This is a genomic window from Arthrobacter sp. 05T45 (assembly GCF_056395875.1).
This window is the reverse complement of sequence record NZ_JBFTKI010000029.1, coordinates 38,475-60,981: the sequence shown is the minus strand read 5'-3', so window position 1 is coordinate 60,981 and position 22,507 is coordinate 38,475. Positions and strand designations below refer to the sequence as shown.

Genomic DNA, 22,507 nt, shown 5'->3' with positions numbered 1-22,507 from the left:
CGGGGCTGCCGGGACCTGGAACCGGAGCACGGTCGTGGCGTCCGGTGAGCCGTAGACCGCCAGCGAGCCGCTGGTGCCGAAGTCCGTCGTGGGCGCCGACGCGGAGGTGTAGGTATCCGCCGCACTCTCCACCGCCAGCACCGTCGGCGCCGCGTGGGCCGCTGGGACGGTCACCATCGAGAGAAGGAGCGCACCGGCACCGACGGTTGCAAGCCTGCGAATTCTCTTCATCAGTGGCCTTTCGCGTGGCCGGACGAAAAAGAGGCGCCCCGGCGGTAGTGACATCCTTGGGGTACTTTGTCATCTGACGCCGGTCCGGTGTCAATGCGTAGCCCTACTTGGGATGCCGTGCCGTGGACCGAGTAGGAGGGTAATCCCGGACTTCTTCACCTTCCGTTATCGGAACCGCGGCGGAGGGCCAGCGGGGCGAGCATCAAAGCCCCGGGCGCAGCCCGATCGCCGCAAAGACGGGCGCCATCTGCCGGGAGGTCGGCAGCGACGCGATCACGATCCCGTCGAGTTCGCCATAGAAGGCTTCGCGGGCCCGGGCCAGCGCGGCCCGGAGCCGGCATTCGGTGATGAGCGGGCACGTCCCGCCCGTGGCAATGCAGTCGGCCGGGTCCAGGCGGGTGTCGAGTTGCCGCAGCAGCTGGCCGACCGTTGCGGTCCGGCCGGCGCTGCTCAGCCGGGATCCGCCGTTGCGGCCGCGTTCGACGTCGATCAGGCCCAGTGCGCGCAGCTTCGCCATCGCCTTGCTGACGTGGTTGTACGGCGTGCCGACAGCGTCGGCGATGCTCTGGGTGGTCAGGAGCCCGCCGTCCGGAGCGGCCGCGAGCACCAGCAAAGCGCGAAGGCTCACATCGGCGAACGCATTGATCTTCATATCCCCAGCCTAGTGGCGGTCTAGTCCACCCAGACGGCGGGCTCGTTGGTATCGGCGGCCAGCTGGCCGAACTCGAGTTCGTGCGTCCCGGCGTTCGCTGCGTAGGGCAGTACGGCGGCGAACAGGGAGCCGTCCTGGTGCTCTGCCGCGACGTGGATGGCGTCCGAGTCTTCCTCGAGCAGCGTGATGTCGCAGACGACGGCGGCGGCCCGGAACTCTTCCCGGTGCTGCCGGAGCAACTCGTGGAGGTCCCGGATCATGGCGTCCGCGTCGAAGTCGGCGTCCGATCCGTCGCTCGCGTCCGCGGGTGTCACGGCCACCAGCCGGACTTCGCCGTCGTTCTGCACCACCAGGGCGAAGGGCAGGAAGCCGCCGTTGCGTTCCAGCTGCTCCTGCGCGGCACCGACGCCGGTGCCGAGCAGGTTCTCCAGGTCCGTGGCGCTGGCGTCCGGCACGGACTCGCGCCAGGATCCGGTGTTGGCGGATTCTTCCGGGTGTACTGCCACCGCTAGCCCCGGACCAGCGCCAGGACGCGGTCGCGGACGCGTTCCATGGTGGCGGCGTCCGTGGCTTCAACGTTGAGGCGCAGGAACGGTTCTGTGTTGGACGGGCGCAGGTTGAACCAGTAGCTGCCGTCGGTGGCGATGAAGGTGCTGCCGTCGAGGTAGTCGACCTCGACGTCCTCGTCGTGGAAGTCCTCGCGGACCCGCTCGACCGCGGCGGCCTTGTCCTCGATTTCCGAGTTGATCTCACCGGATGACCGGTACGGCTCGTATTCGCGGCCGAGTTCGGAGAGCGGGCCCTCCTGTTCGCCCAGGGCGGCGAGGACGTGCATGGCGGCCAGCATGCCGGTGTCCGCATTCCAGAAGTCGCGGAAGTAGAAGTGGGCCGAGTGTTCCCCGCCGAAGATGGCCCCTTCCGCGGCCATGACGGCCTTGATGAAGGAGTGCCCCACGCGGGTGCGCACGGGCCGGCCGCCGTGGCGTTCGACGAGTTCGGGCACCGCGCGGGAGGTCAGCAGGTTGTGGATGACGGTGGGCGTGTCTTCACCGAGGCCCTGGGCGCGGGCGATTTCGCGGCGGGCCACCATGCCGGTGATGGCCGACGGCGAGACAGGCTCGCCCTTCTCGTCGATCACGAAGCAGCGGTCGGCGTCGCCGTCGAAGGCCAGGCCGATGTCCGCGCCGTGTTCGACGACGGCGGCCTGCAGGTCGCGCAGGTTTTCCGGTTCCAGCGGGTTGGCCGGGTGGTTCGGGAAGGATCCGTCGAGCTCGAAGTACAGCGGCACGATCTCCAGCGGAAGCTTGGGCAGCAGGGCATCGCCAAGCACGGCCGGGGTGGTGAGGCCGGCCATGCCGTTGCCGGCATCCACCACAACCTTCAGCGGCCGGGAACCGCGCAGGTCCACCAGGGAGCGCAGGTACTCCGCGTAGCCCTTGAGGACGTCCTGCACGCCAATCAGGCCAGTGCTGCCGGCCGCGGGGATGGCGCCGGCGTTGAGGTATTCCTCGGCGCGGGCCTGGATTTCCATGAGCCCGGTTTCGGAGGAGATCGGCACGGCACCGGCCTTGGCCATCTTGATGCCGTTGTATTCGGCCGGGTTGTGGCTCGCGGTGAACGTGGCGCCGGCGGCGTTGAGGGCCCCGCACGCGTAGTAGAGCTCGTCGGTGGAGATCAGGTCCAGCAGCTGGACGTTGGCGCCGCGGGTGGCTGCGCCGTTCGCGAAGGCTTTGGCGAACTCGGGGGAGGAGGGGCGCATGTCCCCGCCCACCAGCACGGTCTGCCCTGTGAGTTCCAGGACGTCGACGAAGGCGGCACCGACGGCTTCGACGATCTCCGCGGTGATGGATTGCCCCACGATTCCGCGCACGTCGTAGGCCTTGAACGAGGTCGAGAGGTCAAAAGTCTTTGTCTTGTCCGTAGTCACGCGTCTTATCTTACGTTGCGGCCCTGACGCGCCGGCCTGTCCCCGCCCTTGTCTACACGCCGGATTGTGCACATAGCGGGTACCGGCTTCGTGGCTGTCGGAGGGGGCTGGGATACTGAAGCAATGGCCAGTAACCAGAACGCCCTTTCCAGCACGGCCCTAGCCGGCACCCCATCCTCGACCCGGGAACAGGCCCAGAATGTACTGCGGGAGCTCGTGGGCCATCCTGAAGCCGAGTTCCATGACGGCCAGTTCGAGGCCATTGAGGCCCTGGTCGACGGCGGCAGGCGGGCTCTGGTGGTGCAGCGCACCGGCTGGGGGAAGTCGGCCGTGTACTTTGTCGCCTCCCTGCTGTTGCGCCGCCGCGGCGCCGGGCCGACCCTGATCGTGTCCCCGCTCCTGGCCCTCATGCGGGACCAGGTCGCGGCCGCGGCGCGGGCCGGGGTGCGGGCGGTGGCGATCAACTCCGCAAACCAGCTGGACTGGGACACTGTCCGCGAGCAGCTCGCCGCCGATGAAGTGGACGTCCTGCTGGTCTCGCCGGAACGACTCACCAACCCGTCCTTCCGGGAAAACCAGCTGCCCGAGCTCGTCCGCCGGACCGGGCTGCTGGTGATTGACGAGGCCCACTGCATCTCGGACTGGGGCCACGACTTCCGCCCCGACTACCGGCGCATCGCTGACCTCATCACGCAGCTCCCGGACACCGTCCCGGTGCTCGCCACCACGGCCACGGCCAACTCCCGGGTGGTGCATGACATCGAGGAACAGCTCGGCAAGGACGTGCTCACCATCCGTGGCGCCCTGGGCCGGGATTCGCTCCGGCTCGGTGTCCTGACCCTGCCCGATTCCCGCGAACGCCTCGGCTGGCTGCTGACCCACCTGCAGGATCTGCAGGGCAGCGGCATCATCTACACCCTCACCGTGTCCGCCGCCGAGGACACCGCCCGCCTGCTGGCTGAGGCGGGGCACGAGGTCCTCGCCTACACCGGCCGCACGGACCCCGCGGACCGGGAACGGGCCGAGCAGCTCCTGAAGGACAACAAGGTCAAGGCGCTCGTGGCCACCTCCGCCCTCGGCATGGGTTTCGACAAGCCGGACCTCGGCTTCGTGGTGCACCTGGGCGCGCCGTCGTCGCCGGTGGCGTACTACCAGCAGGTGGGCCGCGCCGGCCGTGGCGCGGCCAACGCCGACGTCCTGCTGCTGCCGGGATCCGAGGACCGCGACATCTGGCAGTATTTCGCCACCGCATCCATGCCGTCCGAGGAGAAAGCTGCCGCGGTCCTGACGGCCCTCGCCGAGGCAGGCACGGCGGTGTCCACGGTGGCGCTCGAAGCCAGGGTGGACCTGCGCCGCACCCCGCTGGAGCTGCTGCTGAAAGTCCTGGCCGTGGACGGCGCCGTCGAACGCGTCGGCGGCGGCTGGCGTTCCACGGGACAACCGTGGAACTACGACGCCGAGCGGTACGGCCGGATCGCCGAGGCCCGGGTGGATGAACAGGACTCGATGGTCATCTACCAGGACACGGCCGGCTGCCGGATGGAATACATCACCTCGGTGCTGGACGATGAAACGGCCCGCGCCTGCGGCCGCTGCGACAACTGCGCGGGCCGCTGGTTCCGCGCCGACATCGCCGAGGACGCCACGGAGACCGCCGGGCAGACCCTGCGCCGGGCCGGCGTCGCCCTGGAACCGCGGCTGCAGTGGCCCAGCGGCATGGACCGCCTGGGCGTGCCGGTCAAGGGCAAGATCAAGCCGGATGAGGCCCTCGCGGACGGCCGGGTGCTGGCGCGCCTGACGGACCTTGGCTGGGGCGGGGCCCTGCGGGAGGCCTTCGCCGCCGGTGCGCCCGACCGGCCCGTGGACCCGGGCATGCTGCAGGCCTGCGTCCAGGTGCTCCGGGAGTGGGGCACCGGAGATGCCCGGACCGCTGGCTGGAGCGGGGCCGGCCGGCCTGCCGCGATCATCAGCCTGCCCTCCCGCGGGAAGCCGTTGCTGGTGGATTCCCTGGCCCGCGGGATCTCGGAGATTGGCCGCATCCCGTATCTGGGCCAGCTGCAGCTCAATCACGGCGGACCCACCGGCGGCCGCGGCGGGAACAGCGCCTACCGGCTCGCCGGCGTCTGGGACCGCCTGGTGGTGGGACCGGAGCTGGAGGAGGCCCTGGCTGGAATCCGTGGCCAGAGCGTCATGCTGGTGGACGACCTCGTGGACAGCCGCTGGACCCTGACCGTCTCCGGGCGGGCCCTCAGGCTCGCCGGCGCCGGCGCCGTTCTGCCGCTGGTGCTGGGCCAGGCCGGCTGACCTCCGCACCGGCGTGGCGGGGGAGGGCCAGGCTGTCCAGGGTGCTCAGGAGCATCAGGACCGCGATGGCCAGGAACGCCGCCCGGTACGGCGCCGCCGGATCACCGGCGACCCCCGTGGATCCCGCGCGGCTGCCTGCCTCGAAGACCCGCAGCAGGAGCGCCCCGACCGCGATCCCGGCCGCTGTGGCGAGCTGCACGAGCGTCGCGGAGACGGCGTTGGCGGACGGCAGCTGGGCCGGGACGACGTCGGCATACTGCACGGACGCGTACGCCGAGAATCCGATCGAGCGGAACGCCCCGCTGGCCACCAGCACCGCGACAATCAGCGGTTCCGGCGTGCCGGCGTCGAGCAGCGCGCACAGCGCAAAAGTGGCCGCGGAGGCCAGCGACGCGAACACCAGGACGGGCTTGAACCCGAAACGCCGGATCAGGGGCGTCGTGGCGGGCTTGATCCCGATGTTCCCCACGAACACGGCCGACACCATCGCCCCGGCGCGCAGCGGGTCCCAGCCGAAACCGACCTGGAACATCAGCGGCAGCAGGAACGGCACCGCGCTGATGGTCAGGCGGTACACAAAGCCTCCCGTCGCCGTCGCGCGGAACGTCCGCGTGCCGAAGACGGACAGATTGAACAGCGGCGTGCTGGTCCGCCGCATCCAGGCCGCGGCGGCGGCCAGGAACAGCAGGCCCGCCGCGATCCCCGCGGCCGCCAGCAGTCCGGCGTCCCGGCCGCCCATCAATTCCAGGCCGACCAGCAGGGATCCCACCCCGAGCGTGGTCAGGACCAGTCCGAACCAGTCCAGGCGCCGCGTGCTGTCGCCGCGGACTGGGGGGACCAGGCGCAGCGCGGCCAGGAAGGCCGCCAGGCCCAGGGGGAGGTTGACCAGGAAGATCCAGTGCCAGGAGAGGTAGGTCGTCAGCGCTCCGCCCACCAGCGGGGCGAGGACCGGGGCCAGCAGCCCGGGCCACACGAGGAAGGCCGTAGCCCGCAGCAGGTCCTTCTTCGGGGTGCCGCGGAGCACCACCAGCGTGCCCACCGGGACCATCATGGCGCCGCCGGCACCCTGCAGGACACGGCTCAGCGTCAGCATGGTCAGGTCCTGGCTGAGCGCGCAGAGCAATGACGCGGCCGTGAAGATAGCGATGGCAAGACAGAACACCCGGCGGGCACCGAGCCGCTCCGCGAGCCAGCCGCTGAGCGGGATGCCCATCGCCACCGTCATCAGGTAGGCGGTCATGGTGATGTTCACGTCGGCGGCCGGCACCGCGAAATCGGCGGCGATACTGGGTATGGCGGTGGTCAGGACGGTCCCGTCGAGGAATTCCATGAGGAACGTCGCGGCCACCAGCAGGGCCAGCCGCGGGCTCCAGCTGCCCCCGGCAGGGTCCGCGCCGCGTGGGGAGGCGTTCATGCGCGTGTCTCCACGGTCCGGTTCACCCAGAGCGCCGGCTCATCCATTGCGCTGATTCACCCATTGCACCGGTTCACCCATGTCGCAGGGGTGGTTCCGATTCCAGCACAGCCATGGCGGCGTTGTGTCCGCCGATCGCACTGACGGCGCCGCCGCGGCGGGCACCGGAGCCGCAGAGCAGGATCTGCGGATCATCCGTCGCCACGCCCCAGCGGCGCGCCGGTGTGTCCAGCGGTTCGCCGTCCTCCACGAACGGCCAGTCGAGGCCGCCGTGGAAGATATTGCCGCGGGGCATCCCGACGGCGCGTTCAATGTCCAGGGTGGTCTTGGTTTCGATGCAGGGCCGCCCGTCCGGACCGGTCAGGAGCAGATCCTCGACGGGCTCGGCCAGGACGGAGTTCAGGGAGGCCAGGACGGCTGCCTGCAGTTCGGCGCGGCGGTCCTCATTGTTCTCCGCCGTGACCAGCCGGTCCGGGACGTGCAGGCCAAAGACGGTCAGCGTCTGGGCGCCGGCGGCCTGCAGTTCCGGGGACAGGATGCTGGGGTCGGTCAGCGAGTGGCAGTAGATTTCGCACGGCAGCGGCGAGGGCACGGATCCGGCCGCGGCGGTGCTGTAGGCGGCGTCGAGCTGGGACCAGGTCTCGTTGATGTGGAACGTTCCGCCGAACGCGGCCTCGGGGCTGACGGATCCGTCCAGCAGCTCCGGGAGGCGTTTGAGCAGGAGGTTGACCTTGACCTGCGCACCCTCGCGCTGATGGTTCGGATTGGGGCCGGCGGCGGCGCCGGCTGACAGGTCGGCGGCAGGCCGGCCGCGCAGCCGGTCGAGGACCACCGGCGCCACATTGGACAACACCCACCGGGCGGAAGCCGAATGGTCCCGCCCGCCGTGGCGGTAGTCCACGGCGCCGCCGGGCCGGACGGCGGTCACGTCCGCGGAGGTCAGGATGGTCGCGCCGGCGTCGCGTGCGGCCCGCTCCAGCTCGCCGGAGACCGCGCCCATGCCGCCGACCGGCACGTCCCAGTCCCCCGTCCCGCCGCCGATCAGGTGGTAGAGGAAGCAGATGTTTTGCTGCAGGTCCTCATCGTCAGCCCGGGCGAAGGTACCGATCAGCGCATCCGTCAGGACCACCCCGCGGACCAGGTCGCTGCCCAGCTCCCGGCGGATCGCCTGCCCGATGGGATGTTCGATCATGGCCTCCCACGCCGCGTCGGCCCCGGCCCGGGCGGCGAGGGCCCGCGCCTCGGACCGCGCCAGCAGCGGCGCGGTCATGGTGGGCCAGAGAGCCTCCGTGAGCTGCCGGCACGCGGCGTAGAACGCGGTGAAGGCGCCGAACTCGCCGTCGGGAGCGCCGACGGCGGCGAAAGACGCGGCCGTGGCGGACTGGTCCCCGTTGTCCACCAGCAGGGCCCGGCTGCCGTCCGCGGGGTCCGGGGTGTAGGAGGAATAGCGCCGTCGCGCCAGCGTGATGCGCAGGCCGAGGTCGTCGATGATCTGCCGGGGCAGGAGGCTGACGAGGTACGAATAGCGCGAGAGGCGGGCGTCGACGCCGTCGAACGCGTGCGCGGATACTGCTGCGCCGCCGGCGTGTTCCAGCTTTTCCAGGACCAGGACGTCCCGCCCGGCCTTGGCCAGGTACGCGGCCGCGGCCAGTCCGTTGTGGCCGCCGCCGACGATGATGGCGTCAAATTCCGTGTTGCTCGACATGGGCCTATCCTGCCATCCGGATCCGCCGGCGGGCGTGAGGCGTCCGGCCACCGGACGGGCCGGGCCGGGGGGACGTGACTGCTGGGGGCAGACCAGCGCGAATGAACGACGTCGATCCGCCCTGATCTGCCCGGGAACGCAAAAGGCCCCGGTCCGAGGACCGGGGCCAAACGCGGAGACGGGGGGATTTGAACCCCCGGTGGAGTTGTGCCCCACACTTCATTAGCAGTGAAGCCCATTCGGCCGCTCTGGCACGTCTCCAATTGCTAATAACTAGCCAACCAAGGATACGCAGAAGGTGCCACGCAGTGCAAAACGGCCGCTCCAGAGCAACGCGGGGTCAGATCCGGCCCATGCGGGGCCCCCGGATGGGCGCTAAGTGACCCCGCGTTGCTTGGGTGTGGGCCTTACGCCTCGGTGCCGGCGAGGGCCCGCCACAGGAAATGCTGGCTGCGGCTTTGCAGGGCCGCCGCCTGCCGGTTGTCCGAAGCCCCCGCGTGGCCGCCCTCGAGCGCCTCGTGGAACCAGACATTCGGGATGCCCATGGCCTGCATGCGGGCCGCCATCTTCCGGGCCTGGACCGGCCCCACCCGGTCATCCGAAGTCGCCGTCCAAATAAACGTCTCCGGGTAGTCCACGCCGTCCTTGAGCAGGTGGTACGGCGAAAACGTCTTCAGGAACTCCCACTGCTCGGGCACGTCGGGGTCGCCGTATTCGCCGATCCAGGAATAGCCCGCGGACAGTTTGGTGTACCGGCGCATGTCCAGGAGCGGGACCCCGCAGGACACGGCGCCAAAAAGCTCAGGGTACTGGGTGAGCATGTTGCCCACCAGCAGCCCGCCGTTGGAGCCGCCCACGCAGCCGAGCCGCTGACGGGACGTGACGCCGCGGGAGATCAGGTCCTTCGCGACGGCGGCGAAGTCCTCGTACGCCCGGTGGCGGTTGCCCTGGAGCGCGGCGCGGTGCCAGTCCGGCCCGTACTCGCCGCCGCCGCGGATGTTCGCCACCACGTAGACGCCGCCGCGGCGGTGCGTGCCCTCGCCCTCTACGCCGCTGGACTCCGCGGTCCGCCGCTCCAGCCACGCCCGGCCGATCGCGCCGCTGTACGCCGGCGTCCGCGAAATCTCGAAGCCGCCATAGCCGGAAAGCTGGGTCGGGTTCTGGCCGTCCAGCACCAGGTCCTTGGCGGCCACCTGGAAGTACGGAACCTTCGTGCCGTCGCTGGAGGCCGCGAAGTGCTGCTGGACCTCGTAGCCCGCCTCGTCGAAGAATGACGGGGAGGTCCGGATCACCTCGTGCGTGCTGGTCACCGATCCGCCGTCGCGGGCTAGTGTCCCGCGGGTCAGGGTGGTCGGCGTCGTGAAGCCGGTGGCCACCAGCCAGAAGTCGTTCCCTGCGCCCGGCGCCTCGCCTTCGGCGACCGAGGCGGCGCCGCCGGTACCGTCGTCGTCCGAGCCTTCGGCGTCGTCCTCGTCGTCCACCGCGAAGGCATTGACGTCGTGCAGGGGCGGGCAGGCGTCCAGCACGGTGGCGGCCCAGGCGGCGTCCGTACCGGGGCGCCGCGGATCCAGGACGTGGATCTCCGAGGACACGTCCCGGAGCAGGTTCAGCAGCAGGAAGTCCCGCGTCCAGCTCCAGGACTGCAGGGAGGTGTGCGGATCGGGGGTGAAGAGCACGGCGAGGTCCCGGGAGCCGGCGAGGAAGTCCTCGAAGCCGGCCGCGAGCAGGGAGCCCGCCGGGTGGGTGGTGCCGTTGACGGTCCAGTCACGCTGCGGGCGGAACAGCAGCCATTCACGGTGCGAGCTCAGGTTCACGTCCGCCGGCACGTCGATCTGCACCCATGCACCATCGCGCAGCACCGAGGTGTTCTTCTCGAAAAAGCTGATCCAGTCGACGGCAAACGTGCGTTCGAAGCCCGGCGTGGAGTCGTGGGCCACGATCGCCATCATGTGGTCCTCGGGAATGTCGAACAGCTGCTCGGCCTGGGCCAGGGACTCGCCGCGGCGCAGCTTCACCCCGGTGCGGGCATAGGACGAGGTGGTCCGCGGCAGATCGTGGGCGGTGGTGGCGACCAGTAGGGTGTCCCCGTCCAGCCAGGAGGCGTTGCCCTTGCCGGTCGGGAGGTCGAAGCCGCCGTCGGCCGGGTCCACGAAGCCGCGGGCCTCGACGTCGAACTCCCGGTGGCGGTTGGCGTCCCCGCCGTCGGGGGAGAACGCCAGCAGGGCCCGCCGGTGGGGTTCACCCGGGGCCGGGCGGAGGAAGTTGGCGCCGTGGAAGACCCAGTCCTGGCCCTCGGCGGCGGCGAGGGCGTCGACATCCAGCAGGACATCCCACTCGGGGGTCCCGGCCCGGTAGCTGTCCCAGCTGGTGCGCCGCCACAGGCCCCGGGGGTTGTCCCGGTCCTTCCAGAAGTTGTAGTACCACTCGCCGTGCTTGCCCACCATGGGGATCCGGTCGGTGGAGTCGAGGACCTCCAGGATCCGGCCTTCCAGATCGGCGTAGTCGGCGTCCTCGAGGAGCTCCTCGGTGCGGGCGTTCTGTTCACGGACCCACGCCAGCTGCTCCTGGCCGTAGATGTCCTCCAGCCAGATGTTCTCGTCGACGGGTTCGGGGGAAGTCCCTCCAGCCGGGAGGGCACCGGTGGCCTCGCCGGACGCGGACGGGTGGTCAGCTTCTGTGGTGGTCATTTTCCCATCCAAGAACATCGGTGCGGCAGTGGCAAGTCACACCGAGGTCAAGCCGGCGGCCGGTTGCCGATACGCTGGATGCCGTGGGCATATCTCGAAGCATCCGGACGGCAGTGATAGGCGCCGGTCCCAGGGGCACGAGCGTGCTGGAACGGCTCCTCGCCAACTGGGCCTCCGCCGGCTCCGCGGACACCCTGCACATCGACGTGGTGGACCCTTACCCGGCGGGCCCGGGGCACGTCTGGCAGCCCGGACAGTCGCGGCTGTACCTGATGAACACGCAGTCCTTCTATCCCACCGTGGTCCCCGAAGACCCGGAACTCGTGCCGCCCCTGGCCGGGCGCACATTCGACCAGTGGCGCGAACTCCAGCAGGCCCACCCGCACCCTTCGCTCACTGACGACGAACGTGCCGAGCTCTCACGGCTCGGCGAGGCGGACTTCCCCAGCCGGGCCCTTTACGGCCGCTACCTGCGGTCCACCCTCGAGGAACTGCTCACCGTGCTGCCGACCGGCGTCAGCGTGGACTTCCACGCGGCGAGGGCGACGTCCGTCCGCCACGCCGCGGAGGCCGCCGCGGCGCCGGGCCCGGACCTGGCCGCCTCCGGGCCGGCCGGCGCGGAGGACGCTGCGGTGCGGTTCGACGTCGTGCTCGACGACGGCACCATAATTACCGTCGACTCCGTGGTGCTGGCCGTGGGCCACCTCGACGCGCGGTTAAACCCTGAACAGCGGGAGCTGCTTTCCGCGGCGGAGGAACTCGGTCTCCTGTACGTGCCGCCGGCGGCGCCCGCCGACGTCGACTGGTCCCGGGTGCCGGGAGGCAAACCTGTCCTGGTGCGCGGCATGGGCTTGAACTTCTTTGACGTGATGGGACAGCTGACGGAAGGGCGCGGCGGCCGGTTCGTTGCCGGAGAGGGCAACGCTGAACTGACGTATCTGCCGTCCGGCCGCGAACCGCTCATCATCGCCGCCTCACGCCGCGGCACCCCCTACCGGGCGAAGGCGACACTCACCGGCTACTACCCCGGAACGGTCCGGCTGCGCTACTGCACTGAGGGCGCGATCGCGAAGTTCGCCGACTCCGGAATCCGGCCCTCCTTCGACTACGACCTCTGGCCGCTCCTGCACCGGGACGCGGTCTGGGCCTACTACTCCACGCTCGCGCGCTCGCAGCCCGATGCCATCCTGACCGGCCCGGCCGAGTTCCTGCGCGCCCTGGACGAGTCTTTGCGGCCGCACGCTCACTCGACCGTCAAATGGGAGCGCACGGCGGAATCGGTGATTGCCGTCCATGTCCGGGCATCCCACCGCCTGGACCTGCTCGGCCTCGCGGCGCCCCTGGCCGGGCGCTCGTTTGACTCCAGAGCCGAACTGGACGCCGCCGTCGTCGACTACCTGCTCGACGACGCCCGGCGCTCGGCCCTTGGTGAGGACGATCCGGTGAAGATGGCGATCGGCGCGCTGCACCACGGCCGGGCCGTGCTCAAGACCGCTGTGGCCGATAGCGGCATCACGGACGAATCCTGGGTCGCGGGCCTCCGGGGCTGGTTCGAATCATTCGTGGAAGGCCTGGCGAGCGGTCCGCCGGCGCTGCGCTCCGCGCAGCTCGCGGCACTGGCCCGGGCGGGAATCGTGCGCTTCGTGGGCCCTGACCCCAAGTTCGGCGTGGACCGGCGGGCCCGGATGTTCACCGCGGCGTCACCATGGGTGGGCGGCGGAATGGATGAAAGCGCCGACGGCGGGGCGGAAGGTGCCGCGATGGAGCCTGCCGGCATCGGTGGTGCTGCCGCGGGCGGTGCTGGGGTCCGCGGTTTTGTGGGCAGTGCCGGCGTGATCGGTGTTGGATCAGGGACGGCGCACGCGGGTGCGGTAAGGGACCGGACGGAGAACGCTGTGTCCGGATTTGGGGCGGCCGCCGCGTCCGGTTCCGGGGCGGGTGCCGTGTCCGCGGCGGCGATGATCGAGGCGCTGGCCCCGGCCAACCGGGTGGCCGTCAACTCTTCGCCCTTGTTGGAGCAGTTGCTCGCCGAGGGGCTGGTGCGGCCGCGCCTCATGATGAGCGTGGAGGGGACCCCGGTGCAGACTTCCGGGCTGGACGTCGTCCCGCATCCGTACCGGCCGTTGGGTGCCAACGGGTCCGTGACGCCGGGGCTTTACGTGCTCGGGCTTCAGCTCTCCGCCACGCAATGGGGCACGGCCATCGCCGCCGAGGCCCGGCCGAAGTCGGGCCCGGTCTACCGCAGCGGCCAGCGCACCCTGCGCGACGCCGACGAGATCGCCCGCGACATCCTGGCCCCCTAGCCCCTAGCCCCTAGCCCGTAGCCCGTAGCCCGTAGCCCGTAGCCCGTAGCCCGTAGCCCGCCCGCCGCTCCGGAACCGCTCAAGAGTGGACATGTCCTCCGGCGCGCCTGCCTCCAAGAATGGACAAGCCCTCCCCTGGGGCCGGGCAGTGGACAGTTGGTGCTTATGTCCAGTGTTGCGGGCCAGGGGAGGGCATGTGCCGTGGTGGGGGACCAGGAAGTCCGGGCTAAGGTATCAGCCCTTGAGGCACTTCCGGTAGGCGGCCATGGCTGTCCCGTAGTTCACCTGGCCCACGAGATCCCCGGGCCTGGTCGGCTTGACCGGCGGCGTGCACTTCGGCGGGACGGGGACGCTGGCCGCGACCTTCACCGCCGTTTTCACCACAGTGCCGGATTCGACGGCGGTAAGCACCAGGGTGCCCGTGCCGGCGGCGGCGCCAGCGGGAACCAACACGCTCACGTTGGCAGCGCCGGCGGTCACCGGTACCGTACCCAGGGCCGTCACGGTGCCCGCGGCGTCCGTGAACTCGGCGCGCAGCGAGGCATTCACCGGGCTGCCCAGCGAGGTGAGGTCCAGCTTCGAAACCGCCAGTGTGATGGATTCGCCGCCCTTGACCTCGGCCGCCGTCGTGTTCACGACAGCCACGGAGCGGCGGGCGAAGTCCGGCGAGACCGGGTTGTGGGCCTGCAGGTACTTGATCCAGGCGTCGCGGTCCACGAGCCCGGAGTCCTTGGTGCCCGCGCCTTCCTTGAAGATGCGGAAGTTGTCGCCGCCCGTGGCCAGGAAATTGAACGTCCCGATCCGGTAGGACTTCGCCGGGTCGAGAAGTGCACCGTTGACCCGGATCGAGGTGATCCGGTCACCGGCGGCGCGGGCGGCGTCGTAGGTGTAGTTCACGTTCTTGGACAGGCCCAGCTGCTGGTACGCACGGCTGGGAACCGTGCCGTCCGGGTTGGTCTGCCACTGCTGCTCCAGCAGGGTCTTGAACTGCGCACCGGTCAGGGACGTGGTCCACAGATTGTTCACGAACGGCAGCACCGCGTTGGCCTCGGCGTACGTGATCGTGCCGTCGGGCGCGTAGTACAGCTCGTTGCGCAGGCCGCCCGGGTTGACGACGCCGATTTCGGCGGCGCCGAGGTCCGGCGCCTTCAGCGCATCCACCAGGGAGTCCGCCACCAGGTTGCCGAGCGTGGACTCGCTGCTCCGGTCATCGCGCACAGCCGGGGAACCGGCGAACGCCGTCGTGATATCCGCAGTGACCTTGCCGACAGGCTGGTTGCCGACCACCGCGGCGTCGGCCAGGGCCTTGTCCACGATTGCCTTGACGGCCGCGACGCGCGGGTACTGCGCCACAAGATCGGCTGCCGGCTGCGCGGCGCTGGTGGTGCGCTGGACGTTGCCGGCCTTGTACCCGGTCACCGACATGGTCCTGGTGTCGATGGTCAGCTGGATCTGGCCGATGAACTCGCCGTAGTTTCCGGTCTGGACGATCGGGCGGGTCTTGCCCGTGGGCTGGCCCGCCGCATCCAGGACCGGGGCGTCCCACGCGTACTGCTTGTGGGTGTGGCCGTTGAAGATCGCCGCCACATCCGGGGTGACCTTCTGGACCATCTTGGCGAAGGGGCCGCCCGCGGCGATTTCCTGCTCCAAAGTGGCGCCGTCGGGCGCGCCCGACCCGGCGCCGTCGTGGTTCTCCACGATGATGACGTCGGCGAGCTTGCCCGCCTTGATCTTCGCCGCGACCCGGTTGATCGCGTCGACGGGGTCACCGAACTCAAGATCTGCGATGCCTGACGGCGTGACCAGGGACGGCACCTCCTGCGTAACCGTGCCGATCACGGCGACCTTCACGCCGTTCATGTCCAGGACCGTGTATTCCGGCAGGACCGGGGTGGTGGTGCCTTTGGCGTAGACGTTGGCGCCCAGGTACGGGAACTTGGCATTGGTGCCGCCGGCAGTGACGCGGTCGCGCAGGTCAGCCCAGCCGCCGTCGAACTCGTGGTTGCCCACCGCGGAGGTGCGCAGCTCCAGGGCGTTCAGCACGTCGATGGTCGGCTGGTCCTTGGCGATCGCCGAGGCGAACAGCGAGGCGCCGATGTTGTCGCCGGCCGAAATGAACGCCGTGGCGCCCGGGGCGGCAGCGGCGCGCAGCTTCTCGATGGTCCCGGCGAAGAACACGGTGTTGGAATCGATGCGGCCATGGAAGTCGTTGATGCCCAGGAAGTTCAGCTCCACGCTGGCCGGGGTGACGGGCAAGTTCAGGCCCACCACCACGGGATCGTGGTCGCTCGCCCGGAACTGGTCCGGAGCGTAGTAGTCGGTGACGTTGTTGTTGTAGCGGCTGTACTCCAGCGCCACGGATTCCACGGAGTTGATGTTCCAGATGTCCGCGCCCGTGACGGCGGCGTTGGCCGCCGGGGAGGCGAGGATGTGGTCCAGCGAGCCCACGAGGCCGCCGAACAGGTAGGAGTGCTTGGCGGACCCGTCGGCGTTCTTGGCCTTCTCATCCTGGTTGACGTACCCGGCGCCCGTGAGGACGTTAATCGGATCCTCCTTGGCGTAGGAGTTGAAGTCACCGATCAGGAAGACCTTGTCCGTGCCCTTGGACTTCTGCAGTTCGTCGGCGAACGCCAGCAGGGACTTGGCCTGGGCGGTGCGTGCGAGGTTCGAGGCGCCCTGGCCCTTGTCGGTGTCATCCGGCGTCGCGGCGGAGCCCTTGGACTTGAAGTGGTTGGCGATCGCGATGAACTTCTTGTCATCGGAGGCGCCGACCGGCTTGAAGACCTGGGCCATCGGCTTGCGGGCGCTGGCGAACGCGACCGTGTCGTTGTGGATGATGGATTCGCCGATCGGTTCGGCGGCGGCCAACTTGTAGATGAACGCGGTGCGGATCATGTCCTCGTCCGCCAGCGGGGGTGCGTTGGCGGGCGTGCGGATGTAGTCCCAGATTCCCGGGGTGGCGATGTTCAGGGCATCCACCAGCTTGGCGAGGGCGTCGTCCCGGTTCTTGCCGAACTGGGCCGAGTTCTCGACCTCCATGAGCGTGACGACGTCGGCCCCGGACTTGGAGATCGCCGCGACGATCTTGTCCTGCTGCCGCTTGAAGTTCTCCGCGTTCGCCGCGCCGCGGACGTCGCAGCCGCCCTTGACCGTGATGGGGTTGCCGTCCCGGTCCGGGTAGAACGTGCAGCCGGAGATCTGGTCGCCGGTGGTGGGGAAGTAATTCAGCACGTTGAAGGAGGCAAGCTTGAGATTGCCGCCAACCGCCGCGGGGGTGTCCGCGCGGGTGGCGCCGAAGCTGGCCGGCTGGACGGTGTCCGCGTTGGCGGCCGTCAGCTGGGTCAGGGGCTGGAACTTCCAGGCATTGTTCGCGTAGCTGAGCACCACGTTGGTTTTGAACGTCACCGGCGCGCCGACCCGGACGTGATCCGTAGTGGTCAGGTACGGGAGCACCTGGGCCTTGGTGGCGGCGTCCTTGAGGAAGTTCGTGGTGGCGCCGTCGTCGAGCTTGATGCCGCGGGCGGCGTTCGCCGCGACCGTGGCGGTGTACTCCGCGGAGCCGAACGGCGCGACGGCGGTGGGCTGCGCCAGCGCGGTGGTGCCGCCGGCCAGGCCGATCTCGCCGTACTGGTTCAGCGAGAAGTTGTCCGCCACCGTGACGGGGCCCTGCGGGGTGAGCAGCATGCCTTCGAGGGACTCACGGAAGGCCTCGTCGGCGGGCAGGGCGAAGCCGGTGGCCTTGACCTCGGGGGCGGCCTCGGTGAGCTTCTTCAGATCGGCCGCCGCGGCGACGTTCAGCTGGGTCATGCCGAAGAATTCGCTGACTGCGCCGGTGAGCTCGACGTAGTCGCCGATCCTGACGGCGTCGACTGTGGACGGCGAGTAGACGAACACCGCGTCCGACGCCGCGTGGTTGGCCGGCGTGAGATCGCCGCCTGTGCCGGGGGTCTGGACGTAGTACCCGGCGAAGCCGCCGGTGGGGAACGTGGCAGTGACCCTGCCGCGGGTGGTGACCGAGGATCCTGCCAGCGGGCTTGCGGTGCCGTTGCCCTGGATTTCGGCAATGGTCTTGGCGGCCGGAGGCGTGCCCGGTCCCGGGTCCACGGGGCCGGCAACGCCACTGGCCGCCGTCGGTGTGATGGCGGCATTCAGTGCGAAGTCGGCGGCGTTGTTGTTGGTGTCCCCGCCGTTGCTGCGGTTCATGCTCTTGACGTCGGTGTTTCCCGACGGCGCCGCGGCCGCCTGGGCCTCGAAGGTGTTGGAGGTGCCGTAGCCGAGGAGGTCCGCGACGTTGGCCGGTTCGATGACCGAGCCTGTCGGCAGCGGGTTGAGTGCTGTGGCCTGTTTGGCCAGCACGATCGTGCCGCCGCCACCGGCCGGGTTGAAACCGGTGGCGGTGGCGTCGGCGGCCGGCAGGTCGGTGCCGGCCGTGCCGTTGCTGCCGCCCTTGAGCAGGTAGTAGCCCTTGGCGGGAATGCTGCCCGCCAGGGCTGCCACCGAGCTCGGCGCACCGGTGCCCGGGGCTGAGCGGTACTGGAGACTCCAGCCCTCCAGTGAGACCGGTGCGTCGGAGCCGTTGTACAGCTCGACAAACTTGTTCTTGAAGGCCGCGCCGGAGCTGCCGCCGCTGAGATAGGCCTCGTTGATGACCACCGGCGAGGTTCCGGTTGCTGCCGGCAACGGTTCGGTGGCGTTAGCCGGCACGGCCGCCGCCAGTGGAGCTGCTATCAGCGCCGCCGACAGTGCTGAGCCCAGCGCTGTTTTCCAGGGTGTTATTTTCATCCGCTCTAACTCTCATTAGGGTGCCCCGGGTAAAGGGCAGGGTGCAGTGCGTCCGCAGGGTGCAGCGGACAGTGGCCGGCCAGAACTCCTGGTCAAGTCGTGCCGGGCCCATCCAAACAGGGGTGAATGAACAACGTATGGACTAAACGTGCATTCGGCGGGACGCCCCCCAGCGGGACGCGCCGCAGCCTTCCCGGAGCGGCTCGAAAGCCCCGGGCAATGGTGACTGGTGATACGGGTGAGCGGTGTCCGGGTGCCTCCACCGGACGCTCCACAGCAGAATACCGGCCAGTAGCCCTCGGGGAAGGCTCTGGCCGGTATTTCCTACAACAATTTTTGTAATTAGGTGGGAAGAGCTCTGGCGTCCTGGCCGGTTAGGCGTCCGTGGCGGACTGCCCGCCCTGTCCGGTGTCAGCCACGATCTTGAACATCGCGCCCGTGGGGTCGGTCAGTGTGGCGAGCCTGCCGAACGGGGTGTTGTCCGGCCCGTCGATGACCTTGGCGCCGAGGGACACTGCCGTCTCGATGGAGGCGTCGGCGTCTTCCACGGCGAAGTAAACCTGCCAGTTGGACGGGACCTCGGCGGGAAGGTAGGCAGACGCGTCCATGATCCCGGCCTTGGCCGCCGGGCCCGCGCCCAGGGTGGTGTAGCGGAACTCCGGGGTGTCGCTCATGACGTCGGTGTCCCAGCCGAACACGTCCTGGTAGAACTTGACGGCGGCGGCGTAGTCCTTGGCGTGGAGCTCGTGCCACGCCGGGGCGCCGGGCTCGGCCGCCAGTTCATAGCCCTTCATCTCAGCCGGCTGCCACACGCCGACCGACGCGCCCGTGGCGTCGGCGATCATCGCCATGCTGCCCTGTTCGGGGACGTCCATGGGCGGCATGTAGACCTGGCCGCCGTGTTCCGTTGCCGCCTTGACGGTGGCGGCGGCGTCCTCCGAGCGCAGGTACGTGGACCACATGTCCGGCCACGCGGCCTGATCCTCCTGCTTCTGCATCAGGCCGGCGACGGACTTGCCGTCCTTCCAGGCGGTGATGTAGCCGCCGTATTTTGCTTCGTCGCCGGTCTGGTACGTCCAACCGAACAGCGCACCGTAGAACGACTTGGCCTTCTCGGCATCGGATGTCATGAGGTCGATCCAACATGGTGCGCCGTTGGAGTGCTCGGGTGTGGGCATGGAGGCTCCTGCTCTCTGTGGCGGCCGTTGACGTGCGGCCGCCGGACTCTGGTTTGTGTGGAGATGGGGTGGTGGAGACACAGAGAGACTATGACGGGGCACGGACAGTTTCAATGCATAGCCAGTCAGAGCCGGCGCGGGAATGCCGAGCGTCGGCCGTACAGGGTGAGCAGCAGGGCGGTGATGCCGAGGGCGATCATGACGACCGGGAGCACCAGCCCGTCGAATGGGGTCAGGAGGAGCGCGCCGAGAATGCCCGCGCCGAAGATAGCCAGGTTGAAGGCGACCGGGAGGAATGCATTGGCGACGTCGGCGTTGTCGCCTCCGGCGGTGGTGAGTGGTCCCTGGACCTGGGCTGATGCGCCGCCGAAGGTGAGGCCCCAGAGCGCGGCGGCGATCAGGATGGCCATTGCCGATGCATGTCCGATCAGCAGAATGAGTCCGGAAGCGACGAACACGGTGACGCTGAGGTGAAGGAGGGGCCTCGGGTGGCGGTCCAGCAGCGCACCGGTGACGGCGACCCCGACGACGGACGCGATGCCGTAGACCAGCAGGACCAGGCTGGCGGAGAGGCCGGTGCCGGTGGCCCGGAGGTAGGGGGCGATGTAGGTGTAGATGGTGCTGTGGGCGAGCATCCAGGCGACGATGACGGCCAGGATGACGGCGACGCCGGGGATCTTGAACACCCGGCCCAGGGGGAGCCGTGACGCCCGCGGTTGGCCGGCGGCGTCGGGGACGCATCCCAGGACCAGCGCAGCCACGATGCCCCCGAGGACGGACAGGGCACCGAAGGACCAGCGCCAATCGAAAGCTGTTCCGACCCAGGCGCCGAGTGGGGTGCCGAACGCGAATCCGAGGGGCGCCCCGGTGGACACGATGGCCAAGGACAACCCTGCGTGCCGGGGCGGGCTGATGCGGCGCCCGTAAGCGGCGAGCATTCCCCAGATGATTCCCGAGAACGCGCCCGCAAAGAATCGTGACACGAGTGACAACGTCACATCAGCTGAGACTGCGGTGACCGTGGTGGCAAGCACGAGACCGGCGATACCGCCGAGCAGCAGCGGCTTTCGTCGCATGCCACGCGTCAGCATGATCGCGGGGATGGTGACGATGACCGTTCCGAGGGCGTATGCGCTGACCAGCAGACCCACCGTACCTTCGCCGGTGTGGAGGCCGGCGGCAATGACAGGAAGCAGGCCGGCAGGCATGGTCTCGGTGGCGACGAGGATAAATCCCATGGCGGCCAGGACCACGAGTGCGGTCAGGGGCAGTCTTTGCTGTGCGTTGTCTTCTTGTTCTCTGTTTTCTTGTGCGCTGCCCTCTGGTGTGGCGTCGACCAAGGCACTGGCTTCCTGTGCCGGTGTTCGGGTGGGGGCGGTCGTCATGCGGGTCCTTTCGTGGGTGGCGGTAATGCCTCAGCGTTGGGGTTGGTCAAGCGTGGCTGCGTAGCCACCGGAAGCGGCGCCTCGCCCGACGTCGTCGACCGTTCCGCAGGCCGCGAAGCACAGCTCAACCCTCTGGCCAGTCAAGCCCGATTTCCGCGGGCGGGGGAGTCCCCGGTGAGACGTGTACCGGGAGGGAACCCCTTGTTTGGCCGCAGCGATTTACCCTTGATGCATGGATAACCGGGGTGAAGTGCGTGAGTTCCTGATGTCGCGCCGTGCACGACTGACGCCGGAACAAGCGGGCCTTGCGGCAGGCTCGAACCGACGGGTGGCCGGATTGAGGCGCAGCGAAGTTGCGGTCCTCGCCGACGTCAGCGTGGAGTATTACGCCAAGCTGGAGCGCGGTTCGATCGCCGGTGCGTCCTCGTCCGTGCTCGAATCCATCTCCCGGGCCCTCCGGCTTGACGACACCGAGCGTGCCCACTTGTTCGATCTGGCCCGCGCCGCAGACGGCATCCCGACCTCGGGACGGTCGCGCAGGCGCGCGACCGTCCAGGCCGGGGCGCGTCTGAGCCTGCAGTGGGCGCTGGAAGCGATCACCGAGGGCGTCGCATTCGTTCGCGACCCGTACCAGAACCTGCTCGCGACGAACGCGTTGGGCCGGGCGTTCTACTCTCCGGTGATCGGGGACGGCGGCCGCACCCCTAACTTGGCGCGGTTCCAGTTCCTCGACCCCGCCTCGCGCGACTTCTACCCCGACTGGGACTTGTTCGGCGAAATGTGCGTCGGCATCATGCGCGCTGAAGCCGGCCGCGACCCCCACGACCGCACCATGCAGGACCTGGTCGGCGAACTGTCGACCCGCAGTGAGACGTTTCGGACACTGTGGGGCGCCCATAATGTGCGGACTCACGGGTCCGGCACGAAACGCTTTCACCACCCCGTGGCCGGCGAACTCACGCTGGCCTACGAGGAACTGGCGATCACCGCGGAACCGGGCCTGGTCCTCTTGGTCTACACCGCCGAGCCGGGCTCGCCCTCAGCGGAACGGCTGCACCTCCTCGCCAGCTGGAGTGCAAGCGACGACGCCACGATCGAACGGCGCCGGGCAACCAGCTGAAGGAGGGAAAGTTCCGTGCCGCCAGAGAGCGTGTTACCCGGCGCCGGAGTTGCCTTAGACGTAGTTCAGGCTGATGAGCAGCGCCTTGAGCTGGGCGTATTGGTCTGTTGCCATCCAGGCCGTAGCGGCGGCCCGGGTCGGGAACGCGGGGTCGTTGAAAAGAACACTCGTGGTGAGCCCGCCGTTCCCCGTGGCGAGGAGCCCGCAGTTGGAGGTGACGCCTTTGCCCTGCTCCAGGTATCGAGGGTCGCGGAGACCCATTCCGTAAAAATCGCGGGTCGAAGAGGATTCCACGGCGAACCCAAAAACGGGTTTAGTGCCGTCCGGTGCGGTCATTCCCGGAGCCTGCACCTTATCGAACACTTCGCGGGAGGTGGGCGCAGCTGCGCAACCAGTGGTAAAGCCATTTTGTAGTGAGAGCAGATCGTTGCCGGCGCCATCGGAAACGATCGCTTCAACGCCGGGGACGGTTCGGGCAGGCGGGAGGACCGTGCGCACGGTCCAGGTCGACGGATACGTGAAGGAAATGTGGCCATCCGGGAAAGTGAACGTCTTCCGCGCAGGTGCTGCAGGCTTCGCTGACGGGGCAGGCGCCGCCACCGGGGGTGCCGCGCTGGCGGTCGGCGCCACCGGTGCTGGAGTGGCGGTTGGTGTGGCCGTCACGGTCGGCGCGGCCCCAGCCGTGGACCCGGTGGTCGAGCGCGGAGCGGCAGCGGCAGGATCAGTTCCTGGCCGTGATGCACATCCGGCAAAGACGAGGCTGAGCGCAATGCCCGCCATTGTGGCATGCGCGTAAAACCCGGTGCGGTTGAGACCCAC

General features: G+C 69.2%; 14 protein-coding genes and 1 tRNA gene. 3 read left to right on the top strand and 12 right to left on the bottom strand.

Going from position 1 to position 22,507, the window contains the following annotated elements:
• The 4 genes from AC1DGD_RS19735 to AC1DGD_RS19720 form a co-directional block, all read right to left on the bottom strand.
• A partial coding sequence (locus tag AC1DGD_RS19735) for a hypothetical protein (RefSeq protein WP_476857950.1) occupies positions 1-231 on the bottom strand: 231 nt, incomplete at its 3' end.
• A 202-nt stretch (positions 232-433) separates the two neighbouring features.
• A complete protein-coding gene (locus AC1DGD_RS19730) occupies positions 434-883 on the bottom strand; it encodes an RrF2 family transcriptional regulator (protein WP_018774250.1) in 450 nt (149 codons plus the stop codon).
• Between the two features lie 20 nt (positions 884-903).
• Positions 904-1,389: a hypothetical protein gene (locus AC1DGD_RS19725; RefSeq protein ID WP_028278122.1), complete on the bottom strand. Its 486-nt coding sequence runs from the start codon at positions 1,387-1,389 to the stop codon at positions 904-906.
• A gap of 2 nt (positions 1,390-1,391) precedes the next feature.
• A complete protein-coding gene (locus AC1DGD_RS19720) occupies positions 1,392-2,810 on the bottom strand; it encodes a phosphomannomutase/phosphoglucomutase (protein ID WP_223914399.1) in 1,419 nt (472 codons plus the stop codon).
• A gap of 123 nt (positions 2,811-2,933) precedes the next feature.
• Here AC1DGD_RS19720 and AC1DGD_RS19715 point away from each other — a divergent pair, with 123 nt between their 5' ends.
• Positions 2,934-5,114: a RecQ family ATP-dependent DNA helicase gene (locus AC1DGD_RS19715; RefSeq protein WP_476857949.1), complete on the top strand. Its 2,181-nt coding sequence runs from the start codon at positions 2,934-2,936 to the stop codon at positions 5,112-5,114.
• On the opposite strand, the gene AC1DGD_RS19710 is transcribed toward AC1DGD_RS19715, so the two are convergent.
• From AC1DGD_RS19710 to AC1DGD_RS19695, 4 genes are all read right to left on the bottom strand, one after another.
• Entirely contained in the window at positions 5,059-6,528 is a 1,470-nt protein-coding gene (locus tag AC1DGD_RS19710; RefSeq protein WP_476857948.1) for an MFS transporter, read from the bottom strand. The two genes, AC1DGD_RS19715 and AC1DGD_RS19710, sit on opposite strands and share 56 nt — an antisense overlap.
• A gap of 73 nt (positions 6,529-6,601) precedes the next feature.
• Positions 6,602-8,233 carry a phytoene desaturase family protein gene (locus tag AC1DGD_RS19705; protein WP_476857947.1) on the bottom strand — a complete coding sequence of 544 codons (1,632 nt, stop codon included), beginning with the start codon at positions 8,231-8,233 and terminating at the stop codon, positions 6,602-6,604.
• Between the two features lie 173 nt (positions 8,234-8,406).
• A tRNA-Ser gene (locus AC1DGD_RS19700) sits at positions 8,407-8,494 on the bottom strand.
• 146 nt (positions 8,495-8,640) lie between these two features.
• A complete protein-coding gene (locus tag AC1DGD_RS19695; protein WP_476857946.1) occupies positions 8,641-10,920 on the bottom strand; it encodes a prolyl oligopeptidase family serine peptidase in 2,280 nt (759 codons plus the stop codon).
• An 83-nt stretch (positions 10,921-11,003) separates the two neighbouring features.
• Between AC1DGD_RS19695 and AC1DGD_RS19690 the strand changes: the two genes are divergently transcribed.
• Entirely contained in the window at positions 11,004-13,223 is a 2,220-nt protein-coding gene (locus AC1DGD_RS19690; protein ID WP_476857945.1) for an FAD/NAD(P)-binding protein, read from the top strand.
• 234 nt (positions 13,224-13,457) lie between these two features.
• On the opposite strand, the gene AC1DGD_RS19685 is transcribed toward AC1DGD_RS19690, so the two are convergent.
• The 3 genes from AC1DGD_RS19685 to AC1DGD_RS19675 form a co-directional block, all read right to left on the bottom strand.
• Positions 13,458-18,005 (bottom strand): ExeM/NucH family extracellular endonuclease, encoded by a 4,548-nt coding sequence (locus tag AC1DGD_RS19685; protein ID WP_476857944.1) that lies wholly within the window; start codon positions 18,003-18,005, stop codon positions 13,458-13,460.
• Positions 18,006-18,379: 374 nt separating this feature from the next.
• The gene (locus AC1DGD_RS19680) at positions 18,380-19,183 is read right to left on the bottom strand and encodes a VOC family protein (RefSeq protein ID WP_230009777.1); all 804 of its coding nucleotides are present in this window, start codon (positions 19,181-19,183) and stop codon (positions 18,380-18,382) included.
• A gap of 125 nt (positions 19,184-19,308) precedes the next feature.
• A complete protein-coding gene (locus AC1DGD_RS19675) occupies positions 19,309-20,568 on the bottom strand; it encodes an MFS transporter (protein ID WP_476857943.1) in 1,260 nt (419 codons plus the stop codon).
• 232 nt (positions 20,569-20,800) lie between these two features.
• Here AC1DGD_RS19675 and AC1DGD_RS19670 point away from each other — a divergent pair, with 232 nt between their 5' ends.
• Entirely contained in the window at positions 20,801-21,688 is an 888-nt protein-coding gene (locus AC1DGD_RS19670; RefSeq protein ID WP_476850606.1) for a helix-turn-helix transcriptional regulator, read from the top strand.
• A 54-nt stretch (positions 21,689-21,742) separates the two neighbouring features.
• Here AC1DGD_RS19670 and AC1DGD_RS19665 read toward each other — a convergent pair whose 3' ends face one another.
• The gene (locus tag AC1DGD_RS19665) at positions 21,743-22,024 is read right to left on the bottom strand and encodes a hypothetical protein (RefSeq protein ID WP_476857942.1); all 282 of its coding nucleotides are present in this window, start codon (positions 22,022-22,024) and stop codon (positions 21,743-21,745) included.
• Between the last annotated feature and the right edge of the window lie 483 nt (positions 22,025-22,507).